The sequence below is a fragment of the Leptothoe sp. ISB3NOV94-8A genome, assembly GCF_043421595.1.
In the GTDB taxonomy this organism is placed as follows: Bacteria; Cyanobacteriota; Cyanobacteriia; order Phormidesmidales; family Phormidesmidaceae; genus Leptothoe; species Leptothoe turfae.
Genome location: NZ_JAXSQW010000001.1, coordinates 5,263,499 through 5,281,346, shown reverse-complemented (window position 1 = coordinate 5,281,346; position 17,848 = coordinate 5,263,499). Strand labels below are relative to the sequence as shown.

Genomic DNA, 17,848 nt, shown 5'->3' with positions numbered 1-17,848 from the left:
TTATGTAAAACAACTGACTGTGTGTTTTATTTTATACCTGTTCTTGGTCGCTGGGGTGCGAAGCTGTCTCTCTGGATTTGTGGGTGAATCTTTTTATGGCTATTCAATCGGTGGAAGAAATGGTTGCCAAGATCTTTGCAACTCGCCGTATCACACGCGCTGATCAGAGCGTTTTGATGGCAATGTTTGCTGGCAACAATATTAGTGCTAACGACAAAATGTTAATCAATCAGATTTATGATGCCTTGAATCAAGGGCGTTTACGTGTGGTTGAGTAGTATTTGTCGTTTTGGCAGATGTCTTTGCTGCTTAAGATAGGGGGCTACTGCCCCCTACACCCTTCCTTGTTCAATAGGAAGCTATTCCTTTTGTAGAAGCTCTGAGAAGGCAAGATCTTCGGCAGCGAGTACAAAAATGGTTGGCGGCAGGTCTACGGTCTTTTGCTGTAAGGATGTGTAGTATTCTTCAAAACCGTCGTTTGGTGTTGCTAGTCCCATGAGGACTAGATCTGCTGTAGCAGATGATTTCCTAAGAATAGTGTCAAATGGACGACCTTCAGCAACGATGATATTGGATTGAGCCCCGATGCTTAATGTTTCGATGAGCTTATTTAGATTGGTTTGAGCAGCTTGCGCTGCAGCTTTGTTAGAGACAACAAGCTTTAAATAAATGTCTGCTGACCGCCATCGAATTCCCGTGCGTAACAGATAAGCCAAAATTAACATTAGTCCTCCGTTCGATTGCAATCCACCCCACCAAACATCAATACGTTGGGGAAACTGGGGCATGTGGCTAGGAGGATTTCTGAGGATGACGATATTTCGTTTTGCTTGGTGACACTTGCTTATGATTTGGCAATAACGTTCGCGCGCCTCTGGATCATTGGTTTCAGTGTCTCCTAAAAGGACAGTGTTCGGGATTAAAGGTCCAATGCCATAGGTGTCGATAAGTTGTTGCGCTCCAGTAGATGTATCTGTGGCTTCAATAAGCTTGACAAAAGCGTGAATGCCTCGCTTTTCCAGGTAATCACGGATAGTACCTCTGATCTTTTCCTGTTGATTTAAATTTCGAGCACCCGTTGGTAGGATACTGGCTAACGTAATTAATCCCCGATTGTGGGTGAAGTCTGTAGCGAGCTCAATCAAGTGCCAGCGTTTAGTGGGGGCTCCAGAGAGAACGAGTAAGTGAGGTCTCCAGTTTTTAGGATCGGCACTATCCGCGATGTTATTCAGGCCAGCGCGTACTAGCGATAACCAAATGCCTTGTCGAACATCTCCCCAAGTTGTCCGGATTTCACGTCGCTCTAACCACAGATAGATGGTCAGTACAATAACAGCGGCGGCCACCGTGGCCGCCGGGTTAATTAGGAACATGATGGCAATACAGCCTAATGCTCCAAGGATGGAAATATACCAAGGGATCCGGAATGTTGGCCGAAATGAAGGGCTTTGAAGAAATCCTTCGATGCCAGCAGCAACGTTAAGCACCATGTAGGTGGTTAGAAAAAACATGGTGAGTACAGGGGCAATGGCATCTAAATCCCCAATGCATACTACTGCCAAGACTACGCCCAGGGTAAACAACGTTCCCAGTCTGGGTTCGTCAGTGGGACCATGGCCGTTACCGAGCCAGCGCAGGCGTTTTGGTAAAATATTGTCCCGAGCTAAAGCTTGCAAAACTCGAGGTGCACCCAAAATGCTGCCCAGGGCACTGGATAGGGTAGCACCCCATACCCCTAGGAGGATGGCATCTCCCCAAAAGGCTATTTTGCGCATGATCAAGGGGTCGCTAATCAGGCTGGCAGCATCAGCACGGTTGCTTAATAATAGAGGGATGCACATATAAATTACATAGCCGACTCCCACAGCTGCCAGTGTGCCCATGGGAATAGACTTTTTGGGGTCTTTGAGATCGCCTGACATATTGACCCCAGACATAATGCCGGTTACTGCTGGAAAAAATACAGCTAATACGGCCCAAAAACTTGCATCACCTGGTTGTTCTGAGGTGGGTATATCGGTGGTTGGTACCGTGCTGCCAAAGACTAGACTGATTAGGGACAGTATGATGGCTGCCATAATCACATACTGAGCCTTAATTGCGATATCTGCTGATTTGAGAGCTAGGGCTGTAACTGCGATAGTAGTCACTAGAGCCATCACGGTAATTGTGATGGGTAGGTTAGGAAATGCACTATTTACGCTTTCTGCAAAACCAATGGTGTAGAGAGCGACTGAAAATGCCTGAGCGAAATAAAGAGGGATGCCCACGGCACCGCCAGTTTCAATGCCGAGGGAGCGGCTAATCATGTAGTATGCGCCGCCAGCTCTAACTACTTGATCGGTTGCGATCGCACTAATAGAAAGTCCTGTAATAAATGTAATTGCGGTTGAAATAGTAACAATCAATAGAGTTTTGACTAATCCCATTTGGCCTACAACCCAGCCAAAACGGAGGTACATGATCACCCCCAAAATGGTCAAAATAGATGGGGTAAAGACACCACCGAAGGTGCCTAGGCCAGCAGAGCTAGAGTCAATAACTTTGGCAGACGATTCAGAGGAACGCGACGTCATGGGTGGGAAATCAGTAGATCACCTTAATTTAGCGGTCAATGGTACAGGTATGCCACCGAAATGAGAGGATGTCCAAACCGTATCAAAATGTTTTTATAATCCTCAACAATCCTGAGAAACGTGGCTTTTTAGGGTTGGTTTAGGTAACAAATGGCACTTCTGCACCTCAGCCTTATAAATACCTGAAATTAGAGAGAGGCACCTTAGAACTAAACCGGTTTTCGAGACCTATCTTTATGCTGGATTTTCAACATCAAGCTGGGTGGACTTAGTGTTGTTGGATTAAGCAGCAACGTTGGCAGCTCTATAAGCTAATACTCTTAAGGTGGAACTAGCATGCCCTAGTCAGAGATAAGTCATATCACGAGCCAAGCAAGTGGCAATACTGACGCATTCCTAACCCAATGTTTGGGACCATATAGCTTGCTTGGTGCACATATTAATCACTTCACTAACTTATTTGTGCTGATTTGAGTGAATATGGTCGGCCAAGGTGGCATCAGAGGCATCTTAGAAATCACTTGGAGGCTCTTATCACTAGTAGAGTGCCAACGGCAAGACCTAAGAAGGGAGGTAGCCATGCTGCGGCCACTGGGTTTAAGGTACCTACTTTGCCAAGCGCATCAGCAATAAAGCCTAAGAGATAATAGCCAAAAATAATGACGACACTGATGCCGAAGCTAGTTGCTTTGCCTGTACGTTGGGGGCGAATACCCACTGCAGCGCCAACAATCCCAAATACAATGCAGACAAATGGTAGCGCATACCGTTGGTATAAACGTAGCTCCCAAATGCGAATTCTCCGATCGTCTCCAGACTTGCGGACAATTTGATTAAGATGCTGCCTCGTTTCGGCAATGTTCATTTCATCATCGTCTTTGCCACGAGAAGCTAAATCTAAAGGAGTACGGGGTAGAGCCAGCTCTTGCTGCTCAAACTTTACAATATGACCGAAGGACCCATCTGGGGAAATCGCATAAATGGTGCCATTAAAGAAGGTCCAAACGTTGTCCGTAAAATTCCACGTGGCAGTCTCTGCACTGACTACCTGTTCTAGGCCAGCTTGGGAAAAATCGAGGATGGTTAAACCCTGCATTTCTTCCCCATTGAAGCGACGAGCGTAGAATAATCTTCCTAGTTCTTTTCCACTGCCATCAGCTGCCTTTTGGTACTCCTTATACAGGATATTGCGTTCCCGGAAGGGCGGCTTTTCGGAGTTGAAGGCTTGCTCCAACATTACTTTGGCTCGATAATTGGCGGCAGGAGTAATGACCTCATTAAATACAAAGGTCAGGCCTGTGATCAGAATACTCAGGGCTAGGGCTGGTGCTATAATCCGACGGACACTCACACCACAGCCACGCAATGCGGTCAGTTCGCTGTCACTAGAAAACCGACTGTAGGTCATCATGGTTGCTAGCAGTGTCGACATCGGAAATGCCAACACTACAAATTCAGGCATCTTTAAAACAAAAACCTGCATGGCCAAACCGACTTCCAGGCCTGATTCAGTGACTCTACGAATTAGATCGAATAGGGCCCCTACAGATACTAAAATTGACGAAAAGGCTCCTACACCAAAGAGAAAAGGTAATGTAAGCTCCTTAGCAATGTATCGATCCATGATCGAAATCGACAGAAATGGCCACCGAGGAAAACCTGAACTAGGAGCATTGGGTTGGGATGTGGTAGCCATAAACAGATGGTCACTATCGGTGGGGTGAGTACAAAAGAAACCCAAGGAACAAGTTAACAGTCAAAGCTATCTTGCTCTTTAAGGTTTAGGGGGTAAATCACAGTTTAAAGTCGTCGCCTAGGTAGTGTTCACGTACCAGGGGATTATTGGCAAGGTCTTCAGCACTACCGTAGGCCAATATGCGACCATCGCTCATTATGTAAGCTCGATCAATAATACGCAGTGTCTCGCGAACATTATGATCGGTGATGAGAATTCCCATCTTGCGATCGCGAAGCTGAGACACAATATGCTGGATTTCAGAAACAGCGATGGGATCCACACCAGCAAAGGGTTCATCAAGAAATAGGAACGTTGGTCCTTCTTTGCCAGAAGCAATTGCACGAGCCAATTCCGTACGGCGACGCTCACCACCAGACACTTGAATGCCCAGAGTGTTAGCTACTTTTTCCAATCGAAATTCCCGCATTAATTTTGCTAAGCGCTCAGGCCGTTCTCGGCGGGGAACATGAGTTTGCTCCATCACCAGACGAATATTATCTTCGACTGTAAGGTTCCGAAAAATGCTAGCTTCCTGCGCCAGGTAGCCAATGCCTAAACGGGCTCGCTCATGGATTGAAAGGGCCGTGATTTCTCGTTCGTTTAAACGTACAATCCCCTGATCAGGGTGCTCTAACCCAGTGGCCATATAAAAGGTGGTTGTCTTACCAGCTCCATTAGGACCTAACAAACCAACAATTTCGCCCTGGGCTACTGTCAGACTCACACCACGAACAACTGTGCGCTTACCGTAAGCCTTATGAACATTTTCCAGGGCAAGTACAGTGCCTGTTTGGGTCAACCTATTCGATGATGGGGGATTAGCAGCGGGAGACAGCATTTATTCGTTAGTGGGGATAGCAAACTCAGGCAGTTCCTCAGGAAGTGCTGGGAGAGGTGTAGATGGTTCTTCGGGCTGAGGTGCCGCAGCAGGTTCTTCAGTCGGTTCAGGGAGAACATATATTGATTCCACCTGACTATTGTCGCTAGGCGTTGCCACAAAGCGTCCCTCATCGATTAAATAGGTAACAACTTCAGCCTGTAGAGTGTTAGCCTCCTGCTGTACAAATACATTACCCGTCAGGATGATGCGTCGCTCACGACTGTAATACTGCGCCTGAGCCGACGTCGCATAAATTGCCTCTTCAGGGTAGTCAATCTTGACGTTGCCGCGAGCAGTAATAATGCCCGTATTAGCATCAGCTTCTTGAACATCAGCCCGCAGCTTGATAGAGCCTCCGGATTGGGCCTGAGAAGGAGTAATCCAATAGTTAGCAGCCACTACGATGCCAAACACCACAGTGCTGGCAATCTGAAACGGTTTTGGAAAAGGGAAACGAAAAATGTGTTCTCGCATTACAACCATAGCTTGCCTTCTGCTATTGCCCATTCCTAATCTAAACGTTGATGACGTCACAGTTTATTAGTCTTAGCCCAGTTGCATGACTGGTTTCATAAGCTAGGTCTTAATTGTTGCTTATTTTGCCAAGCACACCTAATCCAATAGTTTATTTCATGCTGTCAATTACAAATTCCCTAAACATGGGGAACGACTTAGCTAGGGGTTCCTTCATAAATAAAGTGGGATGATTTTGTGCTCAGCATCACAGTTTTGTAATCTCAAGGGGAGGCCTCAAGTCATTATTTTCATGCCAGTTGAATTTTGGGTGTTACTAGTCTATCTTCACGGTCAAGCCCATGATTTTCTGTCGCTGGCTGTCTACTTAATAAACAGGCTAGCTTTTGGACTTCATTAGGCCCGGTTTCTTGTAAAACAGTGAGCCAATCTATTGCTTGGTCTACTAGATCAGTAACGTTAATGCCACCGTGGACCTCCCCGTAGGCATGCAATCGGTTACTGCCTTCTCCTAGTAAAATAGCGGCCCCTCTCCAGTTGCTGTTGGACAGATGGTAAAGCCCAACAGCTATTTGAAGAATGCCCTGATAGAACGCTCGATCGCTTGGACTGGCCTCCAGCCAAATGGCTTCTAGCGTATCGTGGCAGGCGTAGTAGTCTCCCTGATTAAATTGCTCAACTCCTACCCAAAATTCTGCAGGTTGATCATTAGTGCTTGAAGAGTTACCGGAACCAATCATGGGCAGACTACAGCAATCTTTAATCTATACAAACTTACAGATGTTATTCTCCACTTTGAGTGTGCGTTGTTTGGAGTGTCAAGTATGGTAGTGTCTTCTCCTGAGTCTCAACAGGCTAACTTTGGTACAGGTTGGCAGCCATTAGATTTGCCAACCACACCACTATTTGGAACTGATGGAATTCGTAGTCGAGCGGGGGAGCTCTTAACGGCTCCTTTAGCCTTACAAGTTGGATTTTGGGCAGGGCAAATTCTGCGTCAGCAGCAGCCAGGGGCGATCATTCTAGGGCAAGATTCCCGTAATTCTAGTCCAATGATTGCAGCAGCTTTAGCGGCAGGATTAACTTCAGCAGGTCTTGAAGTGTGGGATATGGGGTTATGTCCGACTGCTGCAGTGGCCTATATGGCAGGCGATATGGGTGTGTCTGGTGGCATTATGATCTCAGCAAGTCATAACCCGCCTGCAGACAATGGCATCAAGTTTTTTGGGGCAAATGGCACCAAGTTAGAAAAGGTGATACAGGCGAAGATTGAACAATCCCTACGTCAAGGGTCTTGTACTAGTGCTTTTAATCCTGGTAATCAATGGGGCAAAACCTATCAACGACCTGAACTTGTGAAACGCTATGTTGACTCTCTACATCAACCATTTTTAGGTCAGCGCTATTTGGGCGGTATGCGTATTGTTTTAGATTTAGCTTGGGGTGCAGCTGCTTGTGTAGCCCAGTCAGTATTTGAAGCGACCGGAGCAGAAGTGGTTGTAATGCACGGTCGTCCGGATGGCAATCGCATTAATGTTAACTGTGGGTCGACTCACCTGGAGCCCCTCAAAGCAGCTGTGAGTGAACATGGTGCTGACATCGGCTTTGCCTTTGATGGCGATGCTGATCGAGTCATGGCTGTAGATAGCCATGGTCGTGTTGTCAATGGTGACTACATCTTGTATTTCTGGGGGCAGACCTTGAGGCAGCAAGGACAGCTTCCTGACGATACTATTATTTCGACTGTGATGGCTAACCTTGGCTTTGAACGTGCCTGGGAGCGGTTAGGTGGCAAATTGGTCCGTACTAAAGTGGGTGATCAATATGTACATGCAGAAATGGTTGCGCGCGGTGTCATGCTTGGCGGTGAGCAGTCTGGGCATATTCTCTGTCATCACTACAGTTTGACTGGGGATGGTATTCTTACTGCCCTGCATCTAGCTGATTGGCTGAAGCGAGCCGAATGCTGTTTGCCTGACTTAATTGATCAGAGTTTTGATCCGTATCCTCAACGATTGAAAAATGTTAAGGTCATCAGCCGTGAGAAACGTCGCCAATGGGCAGCGTGTGAGCCTGTACAACGGGCAATCGCTAAAGCTGAGGCTGCTATGGGTGATCAAGGTCGAGTTCTAGTCAGGGCATCGGGAACAGAGCCAGTGATTCGTGTAATGGTAGAAGCGGCTCATTCCGATCTTGTTGATCATTGGACTGATGCCTTAGCGGATGTTGTAGAGGTCAACTTAGCGGGTTAATCTGTACCCAATTGATTGAGAGAATTGCTTTTGTATATTAATGCGGGAGCTTACGATTCGATCAAACTAGCGCTCGATATGGCTAAGCATGTCTGCCATATTGAGCGTCTGAGGTTGATCAATCATTTTTGGTGCTAAAAGATATTTTTTGTGGCTTGCGTCTAGCTGTGTCGGTATGACATCATAGATCCCCTGTGTCAATAATTGCTAGCTAGCACCATCAATCATGGCTAAAGGCGTTCGCATTATCATTACGTTAGAGTGCACGGAGTGTCGTAGTAACCCTAACAAGCGTTCTAAGGGGGTTTCCCGCTATACCACTCAAAAAAATCGCCGGAATACAACCGGTCGACTAGAGCTGAAAAAGTTTTGCACCCATTGCAACACTCACACTGTTCACAAAGAAATTAAGTAGAGATCATCATGGCCTATTTTCGCCGTCGGGTATCACCCATTAAGCCCGAGGAAAAGATCGACTATAAAGATGTTGATCTTTTGCGCAAGTTTATTACGGAGCGGGGCAAAATCTTGCCACGTCGAATTACAGGGTTGACTGCAAAGCAGCAGCGGGATTTAACTGTTGCTATCAAGCGTGCACGTATACTGGCACTGCTACCCTACGTTAACCGCGAAGGTTAGTGCTTGATGAGATGCTGGCCATTAAGTCAGCAGCATGTAGGTTCTTGGTTATCAGCAACTCGTATAGTCGGCTTTAGGTAAAGCGGGTTATATGTAAATTGTTGGACTACTGTAAAACCAACAGTGAAACCATACGGTAAGGATCTAGGTTGGTGGAAAAGGGAGCGCTGATCGAGTTTAAGGTGCAGGGAAATCCTCGATTGGGGGTGGCCGATCGCCCAGAAGGTAAGAAGAATTGGGTGGTGATTGATGGTAATGGCCAATCCCATGTCTTGCATCCTCGTCAGATCACCTACATCGTTGTTGAAAACGGTGATTATGAGCCTTCGGATATTGCTGCTTTTATGGCTGAAGCTGAGCCCAATATTGAGCCAGATAGCTTAGAAGTTGCCTGGGAATTTTTGCAAGAAGCTGGGGAGGCTACCGACCCGGCTTCTTTGGCTTTGTTATTGTTTTCAGAGCAATCACCGCCACTGCGTTATGCGGCTTACTGTCTGCTGAGTAGTGACAAAGTTTTTTTTAAGCGTAAAGGCGATCGCTATGAACCTCGTTCGGTGAAACAAGTTGATGAGGTTCGACATCAGCAGGCTCGTGAGGTCGCTCGAAAATTAGAGTGGGAAGGATTTTTATCTCGTTCAAAGCAAGCTCTTGGCATACGGCAGTCTGAGGGAGCTGATCAGCAAGATTCTTTGTCTTCTATAGAATGGGAAAAGACCGATAGACAGCGTCTAGATCTGTTAGAGCGCTATGCAACTTTGGGAGAAGATTGCTCACAAAAAGTAGCGGCACAAGAAATCTTAACGGCTCTTGACTACAAAACAGCAGCTGAAGATGCTTTTCAGCTACTGGTCGATTTGGGCCTGTGGAGCCCTCATGAAAACCTAGCGCTGCGGCGTAGTCAGATTCCTATCCAAATTCCCGATGAGGTTAGTGCTATGGTGCAGAAGCGTATTGATAATCCGCCACCTGATGCCGATGCTGACCGATTAGATTTAACTCATCTCAAGGTTTACACCATTGATGATGAAAGTACCCGTGAAATAGATGATGGTCTTAGCCTAGAGAGTGTTGGTGATGGACGTAAGCGGATTTGGGTGCACATTGCAGATCCTACTCGTTGGTTGCTGCCCGGAGATGATATTGATTTAGAAGCACGCCGTCGCTGTACAACTGTTTATTTGCCAACGGGGATGATTCCTATGTTCCCAGAGGCTTTAGCGACTGGTCCGATGAGCCTGCGTCAGGGGGAAATTTGCTGCGCCCTAAGTTTTGGCATTGTGCTGGATGAAGCCGGGGCTGTTGAAGAATATGCTATCAAGGCGAGTCGAATTAAGCCCACTTATCGACTTACCTATGACGATGTTGATGAGATGCTTGAGTTGGGACTCAAGGCTGAGCCTGAGTTGAATGAGATTGCTGAGTCTGCTAAGCGACGGCGACAGTGGCGTAAGTCTCAGGGGGCGATTTCCATCAATATGCCAGAGTCATCAATCAAAGTGATTGACGAAGAGATCACAATTGATGTGTTGGAAAACTCGCAGTCACGTCAAACTGTTGCAGAAATGATGATTTTGGCTGGTGAAGTGGCGGCTCGGTATGGTGAGGCCCATGCACTAGCTATTCCATTTCGTAGCCAACCTGAACCCGAGTTACCTTCTGATAATGAGCTATTGCAGTTACCTTCGGGCTGGGTGCGTGACTCTGCAATTCGTCGCTGTATGCCCCGCAGTGAGATGGGTATCAGTCCTGCTCGTCATGCAACTTTAGGGTTGGATTATTACAGTCAGGTAACGTCACCCATTCGTCGCTATACGGATCTGTTAGTCCACTTTCAACTGAAAGCTCATTTGAGAGGAGAAACGTTGCCTTTCTCTCCCGCAGAAATGACAGAGCTAACCCAGGGGGTATCCACTGCTGCCTATGAGGCGGTGACTGTAGAACGTCAGACTAAACGCTATTGGGCGTTGGAGTTCTTACGGCGTGAGGGCAAGCACGCATGGTCAGTCATGTTGTTGCGATGGCTGCGAGAACATGAAAGTCTTGGATTGGTCATCATTGAGGACCTGGGACTGGAGTTGGCGATGCGGTTTGAAAGCATGCCAGCTCTGGGGGAACGTTTTGATGTTCGGGTTGTCCATGCCAATCCACGACAGGACTTTATTCGGCTTGAAGTGGTGCCAGATGAAGTGTTGACAGGCGAAGCTGTGGCATGACGGTGCAACCTTTTCTGCATACCACTCCTGACGATGTGTTACTGGATACGGTTGAACAACAGGTTCTGATTCCGTTAGAGGATGGTCGTATACAGCAGTTTCGGTTGGTGCTACCCACTAGTATTGATGCCTTATTAGATCATCCGGCTACCTATAAAGCCTTTGCTCAAGATGAATACATGCCCTACTGGGCAGAGCTGTGGCCGTCGGCGCTGATGTTGGGCCAGGCACTGGGCCAGCATGTTTGGCCTGCTGATACTCGGGTTTTAGAGGTGGGTTGTGGGTTGGGATTATCCGGCCTAGTGGCGTTGGCGCTGGGTATGGAGGTAATCTTTACTGACTATGATGTCGCCGCCTTAGACTTTGCGGCTCGAAATGCTCGACTCAACGGATTTGAACAGTTTCATACGATGCCGTTGGACTGGCGCTGTCCGCCGGAAGGATTACGGGTTCCCTTGATGCTGGCTGCCGACGTTATCTACGAAGTGCGTAATATTAGTCCATTAATACGACTGATGAAAGTCGTTTTGGAGCCTGGGGGGGAGTGTTGGCTTTCTGATCCGGATCGTCCCCACAAGAAAGAGTTTCAATCAGCGTTGATGTCTAATGGATTTGAGTTTGAGGTGAGGCCGATGACGCTAGAACGACCCAATCAGCCGACTGTGCAGGGCACTGTGTATCGGATTTGGGACTCAGGAAAACGGACTGCTTAATGGATGGTTTAGTGAATGGTTGCGCCTTGCGATCGCAACCAGTCTTGATCACGTTTTAGTAGCCCTATGGGTTGACAAAAATGAGTCCCTTGTACGGAGGTCTGCTGCCAGTTAATGTCTCGCAGATAACATTGACGGATGACAGCATGATCTAGGGTGGCATTTTGCAAGTTTGCCCCTGAGAGATTGCTTTCCGTCAGCGTTGCATGGACCATAACAGCCTGTTGTAAGTTGGCAGACGTCAGATTGGCATGGCTGAGATTGGCCCTGGTTAAATTAACCTGTTCAAGGGTTGCAGCTTCACCAGTAGCACCTATCAATGTGGCCTGATTAAGGTTAGACCGAGTTAACACCGCTTGGGTGAAATCAGCATGGTTCAAGTTTGCTTGTCGTAGGTCACATCCTTGAATCTGAGCCATATATAACTGCGCGTAACTACCGTCGATGCCGTAGAGTTCGGCCCCGTTAGCATTGACCTGCTTCATACAGGCCCGATGAAAATTGGCATTGATCAAGCTAGCCCTTCGCAACATGGTATGGCTCAAGTCGGCTTCGGTGAAATTAGCTTTGTAAAGTTCCGCTTCAGTAAGATTGGCACCCGCTAAATTAGCGTGGGATAAAGTTGCTTGTTCAAGGGTGGCGAACATTAAAACCGCGCCCAACAAATTAGCCCGTCTGAGACTCGTAGCGGTCAGGTTGGCAGATGTCAAAATAGCTCCGCTTAAGTTAACATCTGACATTTGCGCGTCGATCAGCTGTGTCCGCTCCAGATTTGCTCCACTTAAATCAGCCCGTGTAAAATCCACTCGCTCCAGATTTTCACAGCTTAAATCAGCCCCCCTTAATTTGACACCAGCTCTGCTCAATTGGCTTGCTGGGGGATAGTATCTAGGTATAACTAATTCAGTTGGAATTGCTACTGGGGTATCACCCCATCCATCGGCCATAGTGCCCGTTCATTTGAGGGATGCAGCCATCAGGCCACCGTTCTCTTTCAATTATTTAGATATCTAGCTAAAAGTAGATATCTAAATAATTTTGACCATATTTTATTGGTCTATGTCACTGAGACGGACGCCGTCTTTATGCAAAATTTTTACACGAATTTCAGGTTGATTTATGTCTTCACAAGGCTTTGCTGAAACCTTGTGAGCTTTATTCATTAGTATTCTTCTCTATTGCAAGTAGCTCTTTTAGGGCTAGCAATGTCTTGAGGCAGACCTGATTGAATTCACAAAAATCATATGTTTCATATTAAGGGTAGATTGATGGCGAATTGCTGAATACATATCTTTAGTTGAAGACATATTTCTACAGGAGCGATTGTGTCACCAGTCGGTTGCTGCGTCTATAGCTGTTGTGAGTTATGGCATTCAGCAAGTACTGAGGTTGTGCACTATGTGCCAAGCTGCCCTGACAAAATGCTGCGCTTTTCCTGATTGCCAAGGTGGTTTTCCATAGGTTTTGACTAGGGCGTCTGTGCTTTATAGGGCATCTAGCAGTCTCGATCCAGTTGTTGACCATCAGGCATGATGGTGCGACACAGGTGTGCTCCTTCCAGGTCTTCAATATGTATTTCTGCCCACCACAGTTCTGCTTCGCGTAAATCTGCATCCCACCACTGTGCTTCCCACAGTTCTGCGTTGCGTAGGTTGGCCCCTTGCAGATTGCTGCCTTGTAAATTGGCTCCTCGCAGATTGGCATGTTGTAAATCTACAGCTCTTAAGTCAGCTCCCTGAAGATTGGCTCCCCTAAGATTCGCCTGCTGTAGGTTGGCCATGCTGAGATTACAGTGACTTAAATCTGCATAGGGGAGTTCGATCTTAGCAAGGTTGGCATTAGAGGCTTCCAAGCCCTGAAGCGATAATCCATCCTGGTGTAAAGCTTCCAAGGCCTTATACCGGGCATAGCTGACCGACATTTTTGCCGAAGCCGCCATGTCAACCACTTGCCAAGCTTCGTAATGACGTTGCGCCCGACGTTCAGGTGCTCCTTTGATATAGAGAATTACGGCAATAACAGCGGCAATAGATTCGACGTCGCTGAGCAGAGTGCCGATCATGGTCCAATGCTGTTCCTCCAGTTTGAAGGGCAGCCCATCCTGAATTGTCGGGGTAGCTGCAAGAATTTTGAGGGCTAGCAATACAATAACTGCCAAGGATGCCACTACCCATGTCGGTATTGACTGCATCCAGCGTTCAATTGGGTGGGTTGGTCGAGTTGCTCTCCATTTCATAGGGTGATTTTACAGTTTGCCGAGCTCTAGCACGCCTCTTTTAGGTGTAGAAAACTGGTACAGGCGGGATGGATGCGAAATCGTTCAATATTTTCGAGATTAATGGTAGGCAGCTCGTAGTGGCCCAGGTAAGCAGCGGCTAAGGTTGTGCGGCGGTTGGTGTGACGAGGTACCCACGCTTTGAGAAAACCAATTTTCCAGAGGATTTGTTTAAGCTCCAAATAATCCATGTCCAGAACCCAGGAGGATGCTTGCTCAACGTCATATTCACCACAGACGATGGCCAAAAGCAGATAGTCCAATTCCTCTTTGTTATAGTGACTGCGTTTGCCACGGAAAACTTCAAACACATCTAACAGGTAGGGATATTGAAACCGATATTCTGAAGCGAGGTCACGGGTTTTTTGTTCAGAATAGGATTCTTCGGCAGCTGCGATCGCAACCTCATCAATCCGTCGTCCTGCCAGGGAGTATTCAATGCGTTCAGCACAAAGCTTACAAAACTGTAGAAGCTCACGGGGACGTAGCTGAGTTCGATCAATAATATAGTCTAGAGTTTCCGTCCCACTCGCCTGCATTTGAGCCACAAATATTGACTGCCAAAGTTTTTGGGCATTGAGCTGAGCAGCTTGGGGGAACGAATGAACAATGCGGCGACCAATCAGTTCGAGCAGCTCGTTTTTGCCCCAACGAATGACCTCCACATCTTCGCGAATTTTCTGAGCATCTTCATAGATCTGAGGAATGTTATCAAATAACTCCTGTCGGATAGAAATGTATACTCGCAAATTAGGACTAATCAGATTAAGTTTTTGTGTAGCTTGAAATAAGCCAGCAATAAAAAATTTGGCATCCTCTGAATTATCCCAACCCTTATCTAGTTCATCAATTAAAATCTTAATCTTGGTATTTTTCAGTACAGCTTGCAGACTGGGTAACAACGTTTTAATTTCATCCAGACTGTAGAGTGCTTGTAAGTCTTGGCTACGAAGACCGCCAGTTGCAGTACTTGTTTTGACCTGCTCAATACGCTTAAGGTAATTGACAAGCGTAATAATGGAGCTAGTTTGTTGAGATAACTTTTGGCTAGATACGTAGTCGTAGATGTTCTTGGTGGCACCTAGTAGTAGCCCTCGTTTAGTCTGGGCAATACTCTTGAATATCAGCGTATACAGCAAATATTGCCAAGCTACTGAATAAGCACTTTGTTTACGCCAAAACCCATCCTCTTCGCTCGTCAGATGCTCTGACAGTAGTTCGTAAGAATACTCCTCAGGAGAAAGCTCTAGAACTAGATTCCCTTTACGAATTTCGGTTGCGGCTATGTATTTGAAGATAGCGCTTTTACCAGCCCCACGATTCCCGACCAAAATTGTCTTACGGCCACTGAGAAATTTCTGATAGGTAGCATTCTGATAAAAGTATTCCGCCAGGCCAAGATTGATATCGCGCTCGGCAGAGTCTGACCCTAAATTGAGTTCCCTAATGTCTAATCGCATTGGACATAGGATGAGTACATTCCTGGATCAGTGTATCGCGTCCTTGAGATAGCCCATAGTACCGTCTAGGGTACCTATTGTTGAAACGCAAAAAAGCCGATGGAATTAACCCATCGGCTTATCATCAACTCGACTTAGAGCCTTAGTTCACCGCATTGAGTTAGGCAGTTGCAGCGCGCACCTCAAATGCGATCACCATATCGTTGAAGTCTTGGTCGCCACCACCAATGATGTCTTCAACACCAAAGGAGTTAATACCAGCTTGTCTGATTTGGTCAAAGCTACCGGAGCCTTGGTGACTAAAGAAGACCTCACCAGCAGAGGGATCAACACCATCAATGACGACATAGGTGCCAAGGAATACACCGTTGGTGATAGTTGCTTCAAAGGTGGTTACTTTGTCATTCTCACCTGTGAGTTGTACATTCAACTGTTTTGCTAGGGCGGCCTCTTTATAGCCTTCTTCCCCTGGACTGATAGTGGCCCTAGTCAGTTCATCGATAATAATGCGGCCATCCGCAAAATCTGTGACGTAGAAGCCAATAGTATTATCTAAACGTGCTTCACGATAGACCGTGAATGATACCTCAGATTGGCCAGTTAAGCCTGTCAAATCAATGGCTGCTGCATCGTTTAGCAGTAGGTTAGTCACCGATACTTCATTCGTTAATGTTGTTGTCAACTTAGTATTATTGCCAAAGTCTAGTGACACCTCTGTGGCACTAACAGAGGTAATTGTTGCCGTACGGATAACAGTGGTATTAGTCTTTAGATCAATCTCTTCGACTTCAAATTGGAAAAACGTTCCTGTCGCAATTTCGCTCTTTGTAAGACTGAAGCCAGGGGTATACTCTACAGGTAAGACACTGCCTTCAAGGACAGAAAAACTACCAAGCTGTTTACGGTTTTTGCCTTTGGCATCTGTTGTAAATATCCGGATTGTCTCAACCGAAACGTTGACAGAAGAACTAATGGTCAAGTTCAGGGACTGGGCGATGCCAAGCTCAGTGATTTCCAGAAGGTTGCCGGCTATTACAGTGAGCTTACTGCTGGCCCCTTGTGTGTTAGAGACAGTGTAGCTCTCATCTTTGGCAGGCTCACTATCCGGCAAAGCATTACCTACTAAGTCTGTAATATTTTGGGTGTCAGCCAGATCGATACCGACAGAACCATTGAAGGAGGCTAGATTTCCGCCGGAGACGGTGATGTTATAAACACGATCATTGACAGCGGTGACGTTAGTGATGCTGGCAGTGGTATTGCCATTGATGGAGAAGTCAGTAACATCAACATTTCGAACACCTTCATCAAAGGTGGCTTGGAATACTAGGGTATTGTCACTAGTTATTGCAGTGCCTGGTGTTAGGCGCTCAATGCTAAGCAGTGTAGGCGGTACAGTTTCATTGCTGACCGTGTAGATTTCATTAGTCCCTGTGGGTGCAGCTACAGGGACAGCTACATTGGACAAGTTTGTAATATTTTGATTTGCAGCTAATGCGAGTCTAACAGGGCCGTTAAAGCTAGCTAAGTCGCCTCCACTTACTGTGATGTTATAGATACTGCTGCTGTTATTAACGGCAACAACGCCAGTAACTGAGGCGGTGCTGCCTCCATTGACAACAAAGTCTGTTGCATCAATTCCCTGAATGTCTTCACTAAATGTGACTTGAAAGACGAGAGTATCACTGTTAGTTGTTGCGGTGGCTGGCGTTAGTCGCTCAATACTTGTTAGTGAAGGAACCAGGCTATTATCAACAGTGTAAACTTCATCTATAGCTGGTTCGCCGTTGGGTAGGGTATTACCTGCTATGTCAGCAATATTTTGGCCAACAGCAAGATCAAGCCCGACAGCACCATTGAAAGTAGCTAGGTTGCCACCACTAACCACAATATCGTAAACACTTCCGTTAACTTGGGTGACGCCACTGATGGTAGCAGTTGTATTGCCATTGATAACAAAATCATTAGCATCAACATTTTGGACGTCTTCGTCGAACGTCACTCGGAACGTCAGTGTATCTGCATCAGTCGTTGCGTTGCCTGGTGTTTGTCGTGCGATGCTGGTGATTGAAGGAGCTGTTGTATCAGGATTGCCAGTCCCGACGAGCTCATAAGTTTGATTTCTTCCTACATTTGTAGGTACAGCACTGTTGTCTCCTGCGTCAATGATATCCCATGCATTAGACGGTGTAAGGCCTATGGTGCCAGTGAACGCCGGTAAATTAGGAACTTCAATGACAATGTCGTATTGAGCATCATTTTGGTTAACGCTTTTAACAGAAATGATAGTAGCCCCGGTCACTCCAGTAATATCAAAGTCATCAGCTGTTACGTTGCTTACATCTGATGTAAAATTGACTCGAAATTCTAGTTGATTATCCGCAGTAAAAGTAGGGTCATTTGTGTTATCACGGCGAGTAATTCTGTCAAGGCTTGCCATTGTATTTCTCTATAGTGAGTAAACGGTTAAGGGGGCAAGCCGCTAATTTGTTCCTGACAACCATGAGCTCACGCAACAACATGAGCCCATGGTTATATTCAGACCATTTATCTATCAGCGGGTCTGTTCAGGAAACAACTTCACTAAACGCTTTAGTGACTTGAAGCGACTTACTCAATAATTTCACG

The 17,848-nt window shown here is 46.5% G+C and carries 15 protein-coding genes; 6 read left to right on the top strand and 9 right to left on the bottom strand.

Features of this window, described 5'->3' with window-relative positions; genetic code table 11:
* Positions 1-95 precede the first annotated feature (95 nt).
* Positions 96-278: a hypothetical protein gene (locus SPB21_RS22510; protein WP_006516715.1), complete on the top strand. Its 183-nt coding sequence runs from the start codon at positions 96-98 to the stop codon at positions 276-278.
* A gap of 81 nt (positions 279-359) precedes the next feature.
* Here SPB21_RS22510 and SPB21_RS22505 read toward each other — a convergent pair whose 3' ends face one another.
* The 5 genes from SPB21_RS22505 to SPB21_RS22485 all read right to left on the bottom strand — a co-directional run bounded on the left by SPB21_RS22505 (position 360) and on the right by SPB21_RS22485 (position 6,408).
* Complete coding sequence (locus tag SPB21_RS22505) at positions 360-2,576, bottom strand: APC family permease (protein WP_163696754.1); 2,217 nt, start codon at positions 2,574-2,576, stop codon at positions 360-362.
* Between the two features lie 517 nt (positions 2,577-3,093).
* Positions 3,094-4,200: an LptF/LptG family permease gene (locus tag SPB21_RS22500; RefSeq protein ID WP_250565480.1), complete on the bottom strand. Its 1,107-nt coding sequence runs from the start codon at positions 4,198-4,200 to the stop codon at positions 3,094-3,096.
* A gap of 169 nt (positions 4,201-4,369) precedes the next feature.
* Positions 4,370-5,152, bottom strand: a complete 783-nt coding sequence (gene lptB, locus SPB21_RS22495; RefSeq protein WP_250565225.1) for an LPS export ABC transporter ATP-binding protein — start codon at positions 5,150-5,152, stop codon at positions 4,370-4,372.
* Complete coding sequence (locus SPB21_RS22490) at positions 5,153-5,677, bottom strand: LptA/OstA family protein (protein WP_163671220.1); 525 nt, start codon at positions 5,675-5,677, stop codon at positions 5,153-5,155.
* Positions 5,678-5,958: 281 nt separating this feature from the next.
* A complete protein-coding gene (locus tag SPB21_RS22485; protein ID WP_163671221.1) occupies positions 5,959-6,408 on the bottom strand; it encodes a DUF309 domain-containing protein in 450 nt (149 codons plus the stop codon).
* An 84-nt stretch (positions 6,409-6,492) separates the two neighbouring features.
* Between SPB21_RS22485 and glmM the strand changes: the two genes are divergently transcribed.
* From glmM to SPB21_RS22460, 5 genes are all read left to right on the top strand, one after another.
* Complete coding sequence (glmM, locus tag SPB21_RS22480) at positions 6,493-7,920, top strand: phosphoglucosamine mutase (protein ID WP_499867761.1); 1,428 nt, start codon at positions 6,493-6,495, stop codon at positions 7,918-7,920.
* A gap of 226 nt (positions 7,921-8,146) precedes the next feature.
* Positions 8,147-8,335: a 50S ribosomal protein L33 gene (gene rpmG, locus SPB21_RS22475; protein ID WP_006516708.1), complete on the top strand. Its 189-nt coding sequence runs from the start codon at positions 8,147-8,149 to the stop codon at positions 8,333-8,335.
* 8 nt (positions 8,336-8,343) lie between these two features.
* Positions 8,344-8,559: a 30S ribosomal protein S18 gene (rpsR, locus tag SPB21_RS22470; protein ID WP_006516707.1), complete on the top strand. Its 216-nt coding sequence runs from the start codon at positions 8,344-8,346 to the stop codon at positions 8,557-8,559.
* A gap of 152 nt (positions 8,560-8,711) precedes the next feature.
* Positions 8,712-10,772, top strand: coding sequence for a ribonuclease catalytic domain-containing protein (locus SPB21_RS22465; protein WP_499060716.1), 2,061 nt, complete (start codon positions 8,712-8,714; stop codon positions 10,770-10,772).
* A complete protein-coding gene (locus SPB21_RS22460) occupies positions 10,769-11,485 on the top strand; it encodes a class I SAM-dependent methyltransferase (RefSeq protein ID WP_499867760.1) in 717 nt (238 codons plus the stop codon). Before SPB21_RS22465 ends, SPB21_RS22460 begins: the two co-directional genes overlap by 4 nt.
* Positions 11,486-11,493: 8 nt before the next feature.
* On the opposite strand, the gene SPB21_RS22455 is transcribed toward SPB21_RS22460, so the two are convergent.
* From SPB21_RS22455 to SPB21_RS22440, 4 genes are all read right to left on the bottom strand, one after another.
* Positions 11,494-12,432, bottom strand: coding sequence for a pentapeptide repeat-containing protein (locus SPB21_RS22455; protein ID WP_250565859.1), 939 nt, complete (start codon positions 12,430-12,432; stop codon positions 11,494-11,496).
* 548 nt (positions 12,433-12,980) lie between these two features.
* Positions 12,981-13,721, bottom strand: coding sequence for a pentapeptide repeat-containing protein (locus SPB21_RS22450; protein ID WP_163671226.1), 741 nt, complete (start codon positions 13,719-13,721; stop codon positions 12,981-12,983).
* 26 nt (positions 13,722-13,747) lie between these two features.
* Complete coding sequence (locus tag SPB21_RS22445) at positions 13,748-15,220, bottom strand: P-loop ATPase, Sll1717 family (protein ID WP_163671227.1); 1,473 nt, start codon at positions 15,218-15,220, stop codon at positions 13,748-13,750.
* Positions 15,221-15,380: 160 nt separating this feature from the next.
* Positions 15,381-17,660: a DUF4114 domain-containing protein gene (locus tag SPB21_RS22440; RefSeq protein ID WP_163700293.1), complete on the bottom strand. Its 2,280-nt coding sequence runs from the start codon at positions 17,658-17,660 to the stop codon at positions 15,381-15,383.
* Positions 17,661-17,848 lie beyond the last annotated feature (188 nt).

Excerpts from the sequence above, each read along its gene's own strand:
- SPB21_RS22510 (WP_006516715.1), top strand. The coding sequence starts at position 96 with ATGGCTATTCAATCGGTGGAAGAAATGGTTGCCAAGATCTTTGCAACT.
- SPB21_RS22505 (WP_163696754.1), bottom strand. The coding sequence starts at position 2,576 with ATGACGTCGCGTTCCTCTGAATCGTCTGCCAAAGTTATTGACTCTAGC.
- SPB21_RS22500 (WP_250565480.1), bottom strand. The coding sequence starts at position 4,200 with ATGGATCGATACATTGCTAAGGAGCTTACATTACCTTTTCTCTTTGGT.
- lptB (WP_250565225.1), bottom strand. The coding sequence starts at position 5,152 with ATGCTGTCTCCCGCTGCTAATCCCCCATCATCGAATAGGTTGACCCAA.
- SPB21_RS22490 (WP_163671220.1), bottom strand. The coding sequence starts at position 5,677 with ATGGTTGTAATGCGAGAACACATTTTTCGTTTCCCTTTTCCAAAACCG.
- SPB21_RS22485 (WP_163671221.1), bottom strand. The coding sequence starts at position 6,408 with ATGATTGGTTCCGGTAACTCTTCAAGCACTAATGATCAACCTGCAGAA.
- glmM (WP_499867761.1), top strand. The coding sequence starts at position 6,493 with ATGGTAGTGTCTTCTCCTGAGTCTCAACAGGCTAACTTTGGTACAGGT.
- rpmG (WP_006516708.1), top strand. The coding sequence starts at position 8,147 with ATGGCTAAAGGCGTTCGCATTATCATTACGTTAGAGTGCACGGAGTGT.
- rpsR (WP_006516707.1), top strand. The coding sequence starts at position 8,344 with ATGGCCTATTTTCGCCGTCGGGTATCACCCATTAAGCCCGAGGAAAAG.
- SPB21_RS22460 (WP_499867760.1), top strand. The coding sequence starts at position 10,769 with ATGACGGTGCAACCTTTTCTGCATACCACTCCTGACGATGTGTTACTG.
- SPB21_RS22455 (WP_250565859.1), bottom strand. The coding sequence starts at position 12,432 with ATGGCCGATGGATGGGGTGATACCCCAGTAGCAATTCCAACTGAATTA.
- SPB21_RS22450 (WP_163671226.1), bottom strand. The coding sequence starts at position 13,721 with ATGAAATGGAGAGCAACTCGACCAACCCACCCAATTGAACGCTGGATG.
- SPB21_RS22445 (WP_163671227.1), bottom strand. The coding sequence starts at position 15,220 with ATGCGATTAGACATTAGGGAACTCAATTTAGGGTCAGACTCTGCCGAG.
- SPB21_RS22440 (WP_163700293.1), bottom strand. The coding sequence starts at position 17,660 with ATGGCAAGCCTTGACAGAATTACTCGCCGTGATAACACAAATGACCCT.